The organism is Ochrobactrum vermis (assembly GCF_002975205.1).
Taxonomy (GTDB): domain Bacteria; phylum Pseudomonadota; class Alphaproteobacteria; order Rhizobiales; family Rhizobiaceae; genus Brucella; species Brucella vermis.
This window is the reverse complement of sequence record NZ_PCOC01000001.1, coordinates 1,323,922-1,339,047: the sequence shown is the minus strand read 5'-3', so window position 1 is coordinate 1,339,047 and position 15,126 is coordinate 1,323,922. Positions and strand designations below refer to the sequence as shown.

Sequence of the window (15,126 nt, the reverse complement as noted above, 5' to 3'; positions counted from 1 at the left end):
GTATTTTACTTCTTGTCGGCCTGAAGCGTGGCCTTGATGATCTTGTCGGGGTTTTCCACGGCGCCGTTATCGGCTTCGCTACCCTTCTTTATCTTGTCGACGACATCCATGCCGCTGACAACATTACCGACCACGGTGTACTGGCCGTTGAGGAACGCGCCGTCCGCAAACATGATGAAGAATTGCGAATTGGCCGAATTCGGGTTCTGGCTGCGAGCCATGCCGATTGTGCCGCGCACGAACGGTTCTTTCGAAAATTCTGCTGGAATATCAGGATAGTCCGAACCGCCGGTGCCGACGCGCGAAGCATCGAAACCCTTGTCCATGTTGCCGAACTTCACGTCGCCGGTCTGGGCCATGAAGCCCGGAATGACGCGGTGGAAGGCAACGCCGTTATAAGCGCCTTCACCAACCAGCTTTTCGATCTGGGCCACATGCTTGGGCGCGAGGTCGGGGCGGAGCTGAATAGCAACGTCGCCGTCCTTCAGTTTGAGAACCAGGGTATTTTCAGCATTGGCGGCAGCAGCCGTCTGGACTGCCCCTTGCGACAGCGCGATAAAGGCAACAGCGGCAAGCGCCGAACGAAAGAAAGACATGATCGAAAAACTCCCTGCGGTCAGGATTTGAATTTGGCGTTCAGAGCGGCAGCGACTGCCGCAGGAACAAAGGGCCTTATATCGCCGCCCATGGAGGCAATCTGTCGAACCAATGTGGCGGTAATCGTGCGTACTGCCGGGTCGGCAGGCAGGAACACAGTCTGCAATTCCGGCGCCATGGTGCCGTTCATGCCCGCCATCTGCATTTCATAGTCGAGATCGGTGCCATCGCGCAAACCACGCACCATCAATTGTGCGGCATGTTTGCGCGCAGCATCGATGACAAGTCCATCGAAGGAAATGACGGAAACCCGGCCAGCGTCCTTGCCCAATATGGCCTTGGAGCTCTCACCGATGAGCGCCACGCGCTCCTCGAAGGTGAAGAGAGGTTTTTTGCCGGGATGGACGCCAATAGCGACAATAACCTCGTCGGCAAGGCGCAAGGCACCTTTAAGGACATCCATATGGCCGTTTGTCACCGGGTCGAAGGAGCCCGCATAAATCGCGATCGTCATTTCTTCCAGCTAGCCTTTTCTGACGGGATTTTCAACAAGAACCACTGCGATAAGGAAACAGAAACCAAGAAACCAAATGAATGCGATATGAACAGCGATTTCACGACAAGTTCACAACCGATTTACCAAAATAGGCGCAAGTTCGGTGCAACCTTTTCGCTTCTGAAGCGTATGTATGTCGAAAGGATAACACGATGATGATCTTTCTTCTGGCATTATCCATGATGGTCGCGATGGCTGCATCGGCAATCATATTGCTTCTCGAAGAGAACGAAACCAAGCGTCAGCGCGTGCGTCAGGTGGCATTCGACATCAATAGCTTGCGCAACATGCGTTCGCGCTAAATACGAAACAGTCGAGTTCGCGCAATAGCGTTGGAGCTTGCTGTCAGAAAGTTTCTGTGATCGCCAATTCCTCCAGTCTTGGCATCTGAAAAAGGCCGATGGTTCCCGCCATCGGCCTTTTTCATTGATCAGTACAAAAAGCCTAGGTCTTTTGTTTTGTCGCATTATCCGGCGCAAAACCGTTTCATATTTTTGGCTCGGAAATGCTCTAACCCGGGCTTCTTGATTATTCTTCAGCTTCAGTCGATGGCGCTTCAGCTTCAGAAGCCGCCTCGCCGTCATTGCCATTCTCTTCATCGCTATCCGTTTCGGATATGCGTTCCACCGAGACGACCTTTTCGCCGTCCGCCGTATTGAAGATCGTGACACCCTTGGTTGAACGTCCGGCGATACGAATGCCGCCAACCGGCACACGAATGAGCTGACCGCCATCGGAAACCAGCAGGATCTGATCGCTTGCCTCTACCGGGAACAGGGCAACCAGCTTGCCGATTTCGTCGGTCTTCGACGTATCGGTAGCGCGAATGCCCTTGCCGCCACGGCCGGAAACGCGGAACTCATAAGACGAGGAACGCTTGCCGTAACCGTATTCGCTGACTGTCAGCACGGTTTCTTCACGGGCCTTCAGTTCCTGATAGAGTTCTTCGGAAAGATCCGCTTCAACGCCGACTTCCTCACCGACGACCACGATGTCATCGGCATCGTCAGCACCTTGCGCCCTGCGCTCGGCAATCGAACGCTTGAGATAGGCGGAGCGTGTCGACGCATCCGCATCGACGTGATGCAGGATGGCCATCGAGATGACCTTGTCGCCTTCTGCCAGATTGATGCCGCGTACGCCGATCGAGTTACGGCCTGCAAAGACGCGTACGTCGGTGACAGGGAAGCGAATGCACTGGCCACCGGCACAAGTCAGAAGCACGTCGTCGAATTCCGTACAGGTATCGACCGAGAGGATTTCATCACCCTCGTCTTCGAGCTTCATCGCAATCTTGCCGTTGCGGTTGACCTGAACGAAGTCCGACAGCTTGTTACGGCGAACCGTACCGCGCGTCGTCGAGAACATGACGTCGAGGTTTGCCCAGGAATCTTCATCCTCCGGCAGCGGCATGATTGTGGTGATGCGCTCGCCCTGCTGCAATGGCAACATGTTGATGAGTGCCTTGCCGCGCGACTGCGGATTGCCGACCGGCAGACGCCAGACCTTCTCCTTATAGACAATGCCACGCGAGGAGAAGAACAGAACCGGCGTATGCGTATTGGCCACAAACAGACGAGTGACGAAATCTTCGTCCTTCGTCGCCATGCCGGAGCGACCCTTGCCGCCGCGGCGTTGCGCACGATAGGTCGTCAGCGGCACACGCTTGATGTAACCAGCGTGACTGACGGTAACAACCATATCTTCGCGGGCGATGAGGTCTTCATCATCCATTTCCGCGCCACCAAGACCGAACTCGGTGCGGCGTGGCGTGGCAAACTCGTCCCGAACGGCAATCATCTCTTCCGTGACGATTGTCATAACGCGAATGCGAGAGCCAAGAATATCCAGATAATCGCGAATTTCTTCGCCGATCTTGTTCAACTCGTCCGCAACTTCATCGCGGCCAAGAGCTGTCAGGCGCTGCAAGCGAAGATCAAGGATAGCACGCGCCTGCTCTTCCGAGAGGTTATACGTGTTGTCTTCATTGATCTTATGACGCGGATCATCGATGAGGCGGATGAGTGGCGCTACATCGGCAGCAGGCCAACGACGTTCCATCAACTGTTCACGCGCCGTTGCCGGATCCGGCGCACGACGAATAAGAGCGATGATCTCATCGATATTCGCAACCGCAATTGCCAGACCAACCAACACATGCGCGCGATCGCGTGCCTTGTTGAGCAGGAATTTTGTGCGGCGTGTAACCACTTCCTCGCGGAAGGCGACGAATGCGCGAAGCATGTCGAGCAGATTGAGCTGTTCCGGCTTGCCGCCGTTCAGTGCCACCATGTTGCAGCCGAATGAAGTCTGCAGCGGCGTGTAACGATAGAGCTGGTTCAGCACGACATCGGCAACTGCATCGCGCTTGAGTTCGATCACGACGCGATAACCTTCGCGGTCGGATTCATCGCGCAGATCGGAAATGCCTTCGATGCGCTTGTCGCGCACCAGTTCGGCCATTTTCTCGATCATCGACGCCTTGTTCACCTGATACGGAATCTCGGTGATGATGATGGCTTCGCGATCACCGCGCATTGGCTCGATTGCAGCGCGTCCGCGCATGATCACCGAGCCGCGACCGGTCGTGTAGGCGGAATTGATGCCTGCGCGCCCGAGAATGATGCCTCCGGTCGGGAAATCCGGACCGGGAATGATTTCCATGATTTCTTCCAGCTCGATGGCCGGATTTTCAATCAACGCTATGCAGCCATCAATGACTTCGCCAAGGTTGTGAGGCGGGATATTGGTCGCCATACCGACCGCGATACCGCCCGAGCCATTGACGAGCAGGTTCGGGAAACGCGCAGGCATAACCACCGGTTCCCGCTCGCGACCGTCATAATTGTCCTGGAAATTGACCGTGTCCTTGTCGATGTCCGACAGAAGGGCTTCGGTGAGTTTTTCCAGACGGCATTCGGTGTAACGCATTGCCGCCGGTGGATCGCCGTCGATGGATCCGAAATTACCCTGCCCGTCGACCAGCGGATCGCGCATGGAAAAATCCTGCGCCATACGCACGAGGGCATCGTAGATCGAGGCATCACCATGCGGGTGATACTTACCCATGACCTCACCGATCACACCTGCCGACTTACGGTAAGGGCGGTTATAGGCGAGGTTCATCTCATTCATGGCGTGGAGAATGCGGCGATGTACGGGCTTCAGGCCGTCGCGTACATCGGGCAGCGCACGACTCACGATAACGCTCATCGCGTAATCGAGATAGGAGCGCTGCATCTCCTCGATAATGGAAATCGGTTCGATACCGCTAGGGCCGCCGTTTGGGCCACCATTCATATCGTCGGAACCGGGTGGAGGCGTTTGATCTGACACTATTCAGATTTCTTTCTCAACAGAATCGATAAAGTCACTTTATAACGGAAACCAGCAAAAAACGCCAATTTCACGACCTTTTCGACAGGCTATTTCCGCCTATTAAATCAAGGGCTTAAAAGATATTCACATAAAGATTGAGCAAGGATGTTGCTCGTCACGGCGCTTTGCATCGACCATGTGCCCCTGATCGTCTACAATCCATGTATCCGATTGAGCATAACATGCCAACAAGAAGGGCGCGTGCAGTATGGGGTTCTACGATACGGTTTTCAGCGCGTTCGTCACCCTTCTTGTCACAATCGATCCGCCCGGCCTTGCACCGCTGTTTCTGGCGCTCACACCGGGCATGGAGCGGCACCACCGTGGACAGGTGGCGCTTCGTGCTTCAATCATCGGCTTTATCGTGATGGCGCTCTTTGCCATTGCAGGCGCGCAGATACTTGGCATGTTCGGCATAACGATCGGTGCGTTCCGTGTCGCGGGCGGCCTGCTACTCTTCTGGATTGCCTTCGAAATGATTTTCGAGAAGCGAACCGAGCGTAAGGAAAAGAGCGCCGAGGTGGCCATCACCAAGGATCATATCCGCAATATAGCCGCCTTCCCGCTCGCCATTCCGCTGATTGCCGGTCCGGGCGCGATCTCGGCTATCGTTCTGACCTCGGACTCGTTCCATGGAATTGGACCGCGAGCCGCTCTGCTTGGCGTCATCGCTGTCTGTTTGCTGATTACCTATTTCGTGCTGCTGCTCGCAGAACGCGTCGACCGGTTTCTTGGCGAAACCGGTCGTTCCATTCTGACCCGGTTGCTGGGTGTCATCCTTGCAGCGCTTGCAGTTCAATTCGTGGCAGATGGCGTCAAGGCGCTGATCAATGGTTAAGCTGACTTTTGCGCCTTCTTGCCGATCATCGCGTGGCGAAGCCTGGACGAGAACCAGTCGATAACAGCCACAGCAATCAGGATCATGATGATCAGGAAGGAAACGTCCTGTAGGTTCAAAACCTTGATCTGTTCTGCCAGATGCGCGCCGATGCCGCCTGCCCCGACGATACCGATGATCGTTGCCGAGCGCGTGTTTGACTCGAAGAAATAAAGCACCTGACTACCGATCAGTGGCAAAACCTGCGGCAGCACGCCGAAGCGGTAACCATGCAGCCTGCCGCCACCCGATGAGACCACACCCTCGACCGGCTTCTTGTCGGCGCCTTCAATGGCTTCCGAGAACAGCTTGCCGAATGCCCCGAAATCCGAGCAGGCAATCGCGAGAATTCCGGCAAACGGCCCGAGACCCACAACCGACACCCAGATCAATGCCCAGATCAGCGTATCGACGCCGCGAATGGTATCGAGGAAACGACGGATGCCGAAATGCAGGAACACATTCGGGATAATGTTCTTGGCGGCCAGAAAGCCGAACGGGAACGCAAGGATCGCCGCCAGCAATGTGCCGAGATAGGCGATTGCCAGCGTTTCCATCATCGACCACAGATAGAGGCTGAAACGCCCGCCGGACGATGGCGGCATCATCATCAGCGCGAAATCGCCAAGGCGACCGAGGCCATTGAGAATGCGCAGCAGCGAAAAATCGAGCCAGTAGAAGGCGAACCAGACGGAAGCAACCAAAGCTACGGTTAAAATCGCCAGATTGCGCCAGGCACGCGCATTTCCGAACAGTTCGGCATGTTCCGCCCGAAGTTCCTTTTCGTGCGCATGCGCCTCACGGGAGAGACTTTGTGCAATATCGGTCATAATTCTCTCTTTTGTTTGAGCATGATCTTTTCCGAAAACCGGTTCCCACTTTTCGGGATCACACTCCTCAACCAATACGGCCCAGAAGCGCATGGCGAATACGCTGCGTAATGAGGTCAATGGCAACAATGGTCACGATAATCAGAAGCAGGATGGCGCTGACATCGCTGTAGTAGAACTGGCGGATCGAGGTCAGCAGTTCCTGCCCGATACCACCTGCCCCGACGAAGCCCATGACCGAAGCGCCGCGCACGTTGATTTCGAAGCGCAGCAGGCCATAGGAAGCAAAATTGGCGGCGACTTGTGGCAGTACGGCAAAGCGGATGACCTGAAGGCCGGAGCCGCCGGAAGCGCGAATACCTTCAACGGGCCGCATGTCGATGTTTTCGACCACTTCGGAGAACAGCTTGCCAAGCGAGCCTGTCGTGTGAAGCATCAGTGCCAGCACACCGGCCATCGGCCCAAGACCGAAGGCAATGACGAACAACAAAGCGAAGACGATTTCAGGAACGGTACGCAGCAGTTCCAGCCCGCGACGAACGATGAAGCGCACCGTCGAATTGGGAGCCATATTCGATGAAGCTGCAAATGACGCGGCAAAAGCAATGATACCGCCGATCAAGGTTGCCAGATAGGCAATCAGTAGCGTCTCGAACAGCATCTTGAGCCAGCCGCCAAGATTCCAGTACCAGGCAGCGAGATCGCCCCAGAAATTGGCAATGGTCAGATCCGGCAGGATGCGGCCAAGATAGCTTGTAAAGCGAAAGAGATTTTCGACCAGTGTGCCCGGCCGAACATCGGCAACAACAGAGGCAACTATGGCGATAACAACCAGAGCAAGGAGGAAGCCGAGCCCATAAAGGCGTCGTTTCCCGACTTCCCTGCGATACTCGGCGAGCAGGTCTTTGGAACCGCTGCCGTCGAGAGACGATATCGTCATGCGAGATTCCCTAACAAAAATGCCCGAAGCTTTTGCGGCTTCGGGCATTTCAATTGTTCTGCGGATTAGGACTTGCGAGCCTTGTCGTTGAACTTGAGCATCTCGATGATCGGCTCATAGTCCTTGGCTTCGGTCGCTACGAATTCCTTGTCCTTGCCGTCGGAAAGGGCGTCAAAGCCAGCCTTGTCCTTCTTAGGCATATCGAGGAAAGCCTGCTTGATGTCGGCCTTGAGCTGGTCTGGTAGAGTGCTGAGCACAGCAAACGGGCCTTCTGGAAGGAAGTCTGATTTGAAGATGATGCGGAAATCATCCTTCGTCATCACCTTGCCGTTTGCATCTTTCAGAACGCCACGGCTGATCATGCGGGTCAGGTTGGAATCGTCTTCCGAATTCCAGGAGTTTGCTGCAGCGTCTGCAGTGCCCTGTGCGAGTGCCAGAACTGCGTTTTCGTGGCTGCCAGCAAAGAAGTTCTTACCAAAGAACGTATCGACGCTATAGCCTTCGCGGTTAAGGAAGAAGCGTGGCGCGTTGTTACCGGAGGTCGAGTTAGGATCCACCAGAGCAATCGCTTTGCCCTTCAGGTCATCCATTTTCTTGTATGGGCTGTCGGCGCGAACATAAACAACCGAGTAATAGCCGTTTACGCCAGTGTCGTGACGCTGGTTGACGAGCGGCGTGGTTTCAACGCCGGTCATGACAGCGCGGGAGTAGGAAGCCGGGCCATAGAATGCGATCTGGATGTTGCCAGCGCGCTGGCCTTCGATGACGGCAGCGTAGTCGTTGGCAACGCGCAGCGTAACCTTCGTGCCCAGTTCCTTGCCGAGATAGGCAGCCAGAGGCGCATAACGGTCGGAAGTGGTCGAAGCGTTTTCTGCCGGGATCACGCCCAGAACGATTTCCGGATAATCCTTGCTCCAGTCTGCAGCCTGTGCAGTGGAAGCCATCATTGGGATGGTCAGCGTAGCGGTGAGCGCTGCGGCCGCCAGAAAGTTTCTACGGTTAAGCATAGGTATCTCCTGTTAATCCTGAGTTTGGAGCGTAATTTTTTCCGGAGCTTTGTGCGCTCAGGCGGAAAGCTGGCGCAGAACGGCTTGAGCCGACTGCGGAACTGGCATTGGCATTGTTTCAGCCTGTTCATCGGCATCGATGACTTCATCGGCTTCCATGCCGTAAAGGTCGCGTGATGCCATATCTGTCAGCATCGACGGTGTGCCGCGGAATACGATCTTGCCGGCAGACATACCGACGAGGCGGTCGCAATAGCTGCGCGCAATATCGAGCGAGTGCAGATTGCAGAGAACCGTGATGCCATATTCGCGATTGATGCGACGCAGAGCGTCCATGACGCTGCGGGTATTGCGCGGATCGAGTGATGCAATCGGCTCGTCGGCGAGAATGATGCGGGGCTGCTGAACAAGCGCACGGGCAATGGCCACGCGCTGCTGCTGACCACTCGAAAGCTCATCGGCGCGATGGGCTGCAAGATGCGCAATATCGAATTGCTGCAACGCCGAAAGAGCGATCAGACGCTCTTCATCGCTCCAGATGCGCAGGAGCGACTTAGGCGTCGAAACATAGTTGAGACGCCCCATCAGAACATTGGTCAGAACATCAAGACGATCGACCAGATTAAAATGCTGGAAAATCATCGCGCATTGTGCGCGCCAATCGCGCAATCCCGAACCCTTGAGCCCGGTAACGTCGCGACCATCCCAGTGAATTGTTCCCTCTGAAGGTTCAACCAGGCGATTGATCATACGCAGCAGCGTCGACTTTCCCGCGCCCGAGCGACCAATAATCCCAACAAACGAGCCCGGCTCGATCTCGAGATCAACACCCGAAACCGCCACCTTATCATTATAGCGGCGCGTTACGTTTTTTAGTTGAAGCATGAATTCGTCTCCATTCATGCTCACTATTGATCCGTTCAATGACACTGCAATGAACGGATCATGACGTTTGTGTAAACTTACATTCCGCTTTAAGTTTTTAATTTAGGCAATTGTTTTAATGCTCATTTCCTGCAGGTGACGCAGGAAGGCATCTGTGGAAGCAGCGACTTCACCCGAATTGTCTATTATGACGACATCGTCTGCACCGTCATCGAAGCTCACTTCGCGCTGAAGTCGCAAAGCGATTTCTTCTCGACTTTCACGTCCGCGCGATGCAAGCCGCTCTGCAAGTACTTCCGGCCTAGCCGAGATGACAACCACGGACCGTTCCGAATAAAGCCTGCGGATATCGCCAAGTACACGCCGTGAGACATTGGCAATCACGACGATACCGTCGGCGATTTCACCATCAAGTGATTTCGGCAATCCATAGCTCAGGCCATGCGCCTGCCAGTGAAGCGCGAAAGCACCCTCGCCTGCGGCTTTCGTAAACGCTGTTTCATCCAGACTGTCGTGATCTTCCGTGCCCGGCATTTGCGGACGCGTGATGATCCGGCGCACAAAATGAAACCGCGTGTCGCCCGCAAGAGCCACACGCGCTGCATCCATGATTGTGTCCTTGCCGGCCCCGCTGGGGCCGACAACGGCAACGAAACAGCCTTTCGGCGTATCGGATTGCATCTGCATCAAAGCACCCGTTCGCCTTCGCGCCAGACAGTGCGCACAACCGGAATTGCACCTTTCGGACGCACGCGAACCAGATCGGCACGCTTTCCGATAGCGATTTCGCCGCGATCATCCATAGCCATGGCATCAGCCGGGTTCTTGGTTACGAGGCGGACAGCCTGTGGTAGCGCAATCGGACGCTCGCCCGAAGCAAGCCCGAAAGTCGACTGAATGAGGCTGAACGGAATGTAATCCGAGGACAGGATGTCGAGGCTGCCATTGTCGACAAGATCGCGTGCAGCGATGTTGCCGGAATGCGAGCCACCGCGAACGATATTGGGCGCGCCCATCAGAATGGAAAGGCCCGCATCTTTAGAGGCATTAGCGGCTTCAATCGTGGTCGGAAACTCGGCGATCCGCACACCATGGTCGAGTGATTCATCGACATGCGCGCTGGTCGCATCATCATGGCTGGCCAGCACGATGCTGCGCGCTGCTGCCAGTTCGGCAATGGCGCGACGATGTTTGGCCGAATAGGCGTCCGAATCCGCCATACGCTTCTCACAATGCACCCGGAACTCCTCATCCGTGAGCTTCATCTTGCGCATGTAATAAGTGCGATACGTATTAAGATCAACGAATTGACGCTGTCCCGGTGCATGATCCATCAGCGAAGCGAGTTTAACGCGGTCATCGCCTGCGAAAAGCTCGAATGTTTCAAGGCAATCTGCTGAGGAAACTTCGCAGCGCAGGTGCAGAAAGTGGTCTGCACGCAGGCGATTTTCGCGAACACCGCTTTCGATGGCGTCCGCAAGCATCCGCATATCCTTGCCCACGAAGTCACGGTCATAATCGGATCCAACGCGCATCGCATCGAAAACTGTCGTGATGCCCGATGCTGCAACCTGCGCATCATGCGCCTGAACCGCTGCATCGACATTCCAGCGCACCTTTGGACGCGGCGCGTAATGGCTTTCCAGCTGGTCGGTATGCAGCTCGATGAGGCCCGGAATGACATAATCGCCGTCCATGTCATCGCCGCCATTGGTATTACCCTGATCGATGGCGGCAATTTTGCCATCACGGATCAGGATAGAACCGGAAACGATCTCATCAGCAAGCACGATCTGCGCATTTTTCAGAACGGTTTCATTAGCCATTGGATAGCTCTTTCATGACCGCATTCGCATTGGCGGCCGTTTCATATTTCGAGAGGAAAGCTTCGATATCGAGCGCGCGGAAATCATCGAGCGCCTGGCGCAGACGATCATGGCTCCAGTCCCACCACGCCAGACGATCCAGACGATTGCCGGTCGCAGCGTCGAAGCGTTCGCGAATGAGACGAGCCGGGACCCCGCCAACAATCGTATAGGGTGCCACGTCCTTGCTCACGACAGCTCCGGCACCGACAACCGCACCATTGCCAACCGTCACACCCGGCAAGATGGTGGAGCCATGGCCGAGCCATGTGTCATGACCGATTTTCACGGCATTGCCGCGACGCCAATCAAAGAACTCCGTCTCATCCTTTTCTTCCGGCCAGTAATCACCGGCGCGATAGGTGAAATGATGCAACGTCGGACGCCATGTTGGATGATTGGTGGCGTTGATACGCACATGGCTGGCGATATTGGAAAACTTGCCGATCTCAGCACACCAGATTTCGCAATCGATACCGAGATAGGAATAGTCGTCCAGCACAGTGTCCGAAACACGGCTGCGCGCGCCGGTCTCGGTATATCGACCTAGCTTGCTACCGTTTACTTCAGCCGTTTCGTGAACCAGTGGTTCTACCGAGAGCTTGGTCATGCTGCTGCCCTCGGCGAGAAAGCGGTTACGTCGATAATGCGATCAGCAACCTGTTCACGCACATCTTCATCATGGAAAATGCCAAGCATTGCGACGCCTTGCGCCTTCTTGGCCTTGATGAGGTCAACAACGACTGCCCTGTTTTTGGCATCGAGCGAAGCGGTCGGCTCATCAAGCAGCAACACCGGATGATCCGTGATGAAACCGCGCGCAATATTCACGCGCTGCTGCTCACCGCCGGAGAAGGTAGCAGGTGGCAATGCCCAGAGCCGTTCCGGCAGGTTGAGCTGCGCGAGCAACTCGCTTGCACGATTGCGAGCAGCATCGCGATCAACACCGCGAGCCACCAATGGCTCCGCAACGACGTCGATTGCCGCCACGCGAGGCAATGTGCGCAGGAACTGGCTGACATAACCAATCGTATCACGCCGAACGGCCAGCACTTCGCGCGGATCGGCCGTTGCCAGATCCACCATACGGTCTTCGTGACGAATGAGGATCGAACCTGCATTCACCGCGTAATTGCCATAGACCATCTTGAGAATGGAGCTTTTACCAGCACCGGAAGGTCCGCCAAGCACGGCGCATTCGCCTGCTTCCAGATTGAAGTCCACGTTACTTACGACTGGCAACTGAATGCCACCCTGCAAATGCATCGTGAACGTCTTCGCTAGACCCGACACGGCCAGCGGAGAGGATGTTCTAACTTGTGTCATTTCTCACCTCACGCATGAAGTTTCGCTAATTTACGAACAACACGCTGCAAACATCTGTTTTAATTTACTAAACCTGCAAAATAGACGACACGAGCAGCTGCGTGTAAGGCGCTTGCGGGTCATCCAGAACGCGGTCGGTCAGACCCTGTTCGACAATATGGCCGTCTTTCATGACCATGATGCGATGGGACAGAAGACGCGCCACTGCGAGATCGTGGGTCACGATGACAACCGAAAGGCCGAGATCGTTCACCAAACCGCGCAGCAGGTCGAGAAGACGTGCCTGCACGGACACGTCGAGACCGCCGGTCGGTTCATCCATGAAAACAAGACGCGGAGCTGTGACGAGATTGCGCGCAATCTGCAGACGCTGACGCATACCGCCGGAGAAAGCGCGGGGCTGGTCGTCGATGCGGTCAGCAGCGATTTCGACACGTCCGAGCCATTCCGTTGCTGTGTTGCGAATATTGCCATAATGGCGCTCGCCAACAGCCATCAGCCGTTCACCGACATTGGCACCTGCCGAAACGGTCATGCGCAAACCATCGGAAGGGTTCTGATGCACAAAGCCCCAGTCGGTACGCATCAGGAAGCGACGCTCGGCCTCACCGATCTTGTAAAGATCACGGAACTCGCCATCACGCATCCGATATTCCACGCTGCCCGATGTCGGTTCCAGACGTGTCGCCAGACAGTTCAGCAAGGTCGTCTTGCCCGAACCGGATTCGCCGACGATGGCCAGCACTTCGCCCGGCCACAGCGAGAAATCGATATCCGCGCAACCGCGACGACTGCCATAAAACTTCGAGAGATTGCTGACTTTCAGCAAAGGTTCGACGCTCATTTCAATGCTCTTTTCAGGGCTCATTTCAGGGCTCCCTTGGCTGCGGCCTCATTGTTCGCTGCCAGATGACCAAAGTGGCCATTCGCCTGACGATCTTCGCAAAAATCGGTATCGGAGCAGACAAACATCGAGCCGCCACGGTCATCGAGCACGACTTCGTCGAGATAGACGCCGCGTGCGCCACACAATGCGCAAGGCTGTTTGAATTTCTGCACCTCAAATGGATGATCCTCGAAGTCGAGGCTCACGACATCCGTATAAGGCGGTACGGCATAGATGCGCTTTTCGCGACCAGCACCAAACAGCTGCAAAGCTGGCGACATATGCATCTTTGGATTGTCGAACTTGGGCGTCGGCGACGGTGCCATGACATAGCGCCCTTCAATCATCACCGGATAATCATAGGTCTTGGCGATGTGGCCGTGGCGCGCGATATCTTCGTAAAGCTTCACATGCATGAGGCCATATTCGGCAAGCGCGTGCATCTTGCGCGTTTCGGTTTCACGCGGTTCCAGAAAACGCAGCGGTTCAGGAATTGGTACCTGATAGACAATCACCTGCCCTTCAGTCAGCGGATATTCCGGAATGCGGTGACGTGTCTGGATGATAGTCGCCTCACCCGTATGGGTGGTCACGGCAACATCGGCAGTTTTCTGGAAGAATGCCCGGATGGAAACGGCATTGGTCGTATCGTCTGCGCCCTGATCGATAACCTTCAGCACGTCATTCTGACCGAGAATTGCCGCCGTCACCTGCACGCCGCCTGTGCCCCAGCCATAAGGCATCGGCATTTCACGGCTTGCGAACGGCACCTGATAGCCCGGAATAGCAATGGCTTTCAGGATAGCGCGACGGATCATCCGCTTTGTCTGCTCGTCCAGATAGGCGAAGTTGTAATTGGCTAGATCGCTCATTCTGCAGCTTCCTTTGCCAAAGCTTCAGTCTCGTTGTTCGCTTGTTCGTATTCCGCACGCATCCGGCGGATCAGTTCGAGTTCGGCCTGAAAATCCACGTAATGTGGCAATTTCAGATGCTCGACGAAGCCGGTCGACTGCACATTGTCGGAATGGGAAATGACGAATTCTTCGTCCTGCGCGGGTGCTGTCACATCCGCATCGAATTCGCGGACACGCAGCGCACGGTCGCAAAGCGACATCGACATGGCTTTGCGCTCGCTTTGTCCGAACACCAGACCATAGCCACGGGTAAACTGCGGTGCCTGTTTGGCTGAACCATTGAACTGGCTCACCATCTGGCATTCGGTCAGCTGAACGCGGCCAAGCGAAACGGCAAAGCCAAGCTCAGGCACATCGAACTCAACCTCCACCTCACCAATGCGGATTTCACCGACAAAGGGATGCGTGTTGCCATAACCGCGTTGCGTGGAATAACCCAGCGCTAGTAGGAAGCCTTCGTCACCCCGCGCCAAAGCCTGCAAGCGCAGATCGCGCGGCATCGGGAACGTCCACGGTTCGCGGGTAAGATCGCCCGGCTCATGCCCTTCCGGCATTGCACCATCTTCTTCGATCATGCCGTTGACACCGAGAATATCGGTCACGCGTGGCGTCTCTTCAGGCTCAGTCGCACGCACTTCCGGCTCGGGAACACTGACATCACCAGCCAGTTCTGGATCAAGCAGGCGATGCGTGTAGTCAAATGTCGGCCCCAGCAGCTGCCCGCCGGGCAGATCTTTATAGGTGGCTGAAATGCGACGTTCGATCAGCATATTCGCGGTCTCAAGTGGCAGCGAATAGCCAAAACGCGGCAAGGTTGTGCGGTAGGCGCGAACCAGAAAGATTGCCTCAATCAGATCGCCACGCGACTGGCGCACGGCAAGGGCTGCGAGTTCGCGGTCATAAAGCGAACCTTCGGCCATGACGCGATCAACGGCGAGACCAAGCTGTTCGGCAATCTGGTCAAGACGCAACGCTGGAACCGAGCGGTCGCCGCGACGGCGATCATCAAGCAGACGGTGGGCATTGCGGATGGCGGTTTCACCGCCCTTTACAGCAACATACATG

16 protein-coding genes are annotated in these 15,126 nt (G+C 55.6%); 2 read left to right on the top strand and 14 right to left on the bottom strand.

The genetic code is table 11. From position 1 onward, the window contains the following. Positions 1-5: 5 nt before the first annotated feature. Both CQZ93_RS06700 and coaD read right to left on the bottom strand, forming a co-directional pair. Positions 6-596, bottom strand: coding sequence for a peptidylprolyl isomerase (locus CQZ93_RS06700; protein WP_105541888.1), 591 nt, complete (start codon positions 594-596; stop codon positions 6-8). A 20-nt stretch (positions 597-616) separates the two neighbouring features. Further along, entirely contained in the window at positions 617-1,111 is a 495-nt protein-coding gene (gene coaD / locus CQZ93_RS06695; protein ID WP_105541887.1) for a pantetheine-phosphate adenylyltransferase, read from the bottom strand. 194 nt (positions 1,112-1,305) lie between these two features. Here coaD and CQZ93_RS26590 point away from each other — a divergent pair, with 194 nt between their 5' ends. Further along, positions 1,306-1,455: a hypothetical protein gene (locus CQZ93_RS26590; RefSeq protein WP_167522188.1), complete on the top strand. Its 150-nt coding sequence runs from the start codon at positions 1,306-1,308 to the stop codon at positions 1,453-1,455. 226 nt (positions 1,456-1,681) lie between these two features. Here the strand turns inward: CQZ93_RS26590 and gyrA are convergent, their stop codons facing one another. Beyond that, on the bottom strand, positions 1,682-4,453 hold the full coding sequence (gene gyrA, locus CQZ93_RS06690; protein WP_105543202.1) for a DNA gyrase subunit A: 2,772 nt from the start codon (positions 4,451-4,453) through the stop codon (positions 1,682-1,684). A 286-nt stretch (positions 4,454-4,739) separates the two neighbouring features. Here gyrA and CQZ93_RS06685 point away from each other — a divergent pair, with 286 nt between their 5' ends. Further along, positions 4,740-5,369, top strand: coding sequence for a MarC family protein (locus CQZ93_RS06685; protein WP_105541886.1), 630 nt, complete (start codon positions 4,740-4,742; stop codon positions 5,367-5,369). Here CQZ93_RS06685 and phnE (CQZ93_RS06680) read toward each other — a convergent pair. From phnE (CQZ93_RS06680) to CQZ93_RS06630, 11 genes are all read right to left on the bottom strand, one after another. After that, on the bottom strand, positions 5,366-6,238 hold the full coding sequence (gene phnE / locus CQZ93_RS06680) for a phosphonate ABC transporter, permease protein PhnE (protein WP_105541885.1): 873 nt from the start codon (positions 6,236-6,238) through the stop codon (positions 5,366-5,368). The two genes, CQZ93_RS06685 and phnE (CQZ93_RS06680), sit on opposite strands and share 4 nt — an antisense overlap. A 67-nt stretch (positions 6,239-6,305) precedes the next feature. Continuing rightward, complete coding sequence (phnE, locus tag CQZ93_RS06675) at positions 6,306-7,178, bottom strand: phosphonate ABC transporter, permease protein PhnE (RefSeq protein ID WP_105543201.1); 873 nt, start codon at positions 7,176-7,178, stop codon at positions 6,306-6,308. Between the two features lie 65 nt (positions 7,179-7,243). Next, positions 7,244-8,185 carry a phosphonate ABC transporter substrate-binding protein gene (gene phnD, locus CQZ93_RS06670; RefSeq protein ID WP_105541884.1) on the bottom strand — a complete coding sequence of 314 codons (942 nt, stop codon included), beginning with the start codon at positions 8,183-8,185 and terminating at the stop codon, positions 7,244-7,246. A 57-nt stretch (positions 8,186-8,242) separates the two neighbouring features. Then, complete coding sequence (phnC, locus tag CQZ93_RS06665; protein ID WP_105541883.1) at positions 8,243-9,070, bottom strand: phosphonate ABC transporter ATP-binding protein; 828 nt, start codon at positions 9,068-9,070, stop codon at positions 8,243-8,245. A gap of 102 nt (positions 9,071-9,172) precedes the next feature. Continuing rightward, on the bottom strand, positions 9,173-9,751 hold the full coding sequence (phnN, locus tag CQZ93_RS06660; RefSeq protein ID WP_105543200.1) for a phosphonate metabolism protein/1,5-bisphosphokinase (PRPP-forming) PhnN: 579 nt from the start codon (positions 9,749-9,751) through the stop codon (positions 9,173-9,175). 5 nt (positions 9,752-9,756) lie between these two features. Continuing rightward, positions 9,757-10,896 (bottom strand): alpha-D-ribose 1-methylphosphonate 5-triphosphate diphosphatase, encoded by a 1,140-nt coding sequence (locus CQZ93_RS06655; protein ID WP_105541882.1) that lies wholly within the window; start codon positions 10,894-10,896, stop codon positions 9,757-9,759. Next, positions 10,889-11,545 carry a DapH/DapD/GlmU-related protein gene (locus CQZ93_RS06650; RefSeq protein ID WP_105541881.1) on the bottom strand — a complete coding sequence of 219 codons (657 nt, stop codon included), beginning with the start codon at positions 11,543-11,545 and terminating at the stop codon, positions 10,889-10,891. The genes CQZ93_RS06655 and CQZ93_RS06650 overlap by 8 nt, the downstream gene beginning before the upstream one ends. Further along, positions 11,542-12,261 carry a phosphonate C-P lyase system protein PhnL gene (gene phnL / locus CQZ93_RS06645; RefSeq protein WP_095446708.1) on the bottom strand — a complete coding sequence of 240 codons (720 nt, stop codon included), beginning with the start codon at positions 12,259-12,261 and terminating at the stop codon, positions 11,542-11,544. The genes CQZ93_RS06650 and phnL overlap by 4 nt, the downstream gene beginning before the upstream one ends. 67 nt (positions 12,262-12,328) lie before the next feature. After that, positions 12,329-13,105 (bottom strand): phosphonate C-P lyase system protein PhnK, encoded by a 777-nt coding sequence (gene phnK, locus CQZ93_RS06640; protein ID WP_105543199.1) that lies wholly within the window; start codon positions 13,103-13,105, stop codon positions 12,329-12,331. 20 nt (positions 13,106-13,125) lie between these two features. Continuing rightward, positions 13,126-14,019 carry an alpha-D-ribose 1-methylphosphonate 5-phosphate C-P-lyase PhnJ gene (locus CQZ93_RS06635; RefSeq protein ID WP_105541880.1) on the bottom strand — a complete coding sequence of 298 codons (894 nt, stop codon included), beginning with the start codon at positions 14,017-14,019 and terminating at the stop codon, positions 13,126-13,128. Continuing rightward, on the bottom strand, positions 14,016-15,125 hold the full coding sequence (locus tag CQZ93_RS06630) for a carbon-phosphorus lyase complex subunit (protein WP_105541879.1): 1,110 nt from the start codon (positions 15,123-15,125) through the stop codon (positions 14,016-14,018). Before CQZ93_RS06630 ends, CQZ93_RS06635 begins: the two co-directional genes overlap by 4 nt. Position 15,126 lies beyond the last annotated feature (1 nt).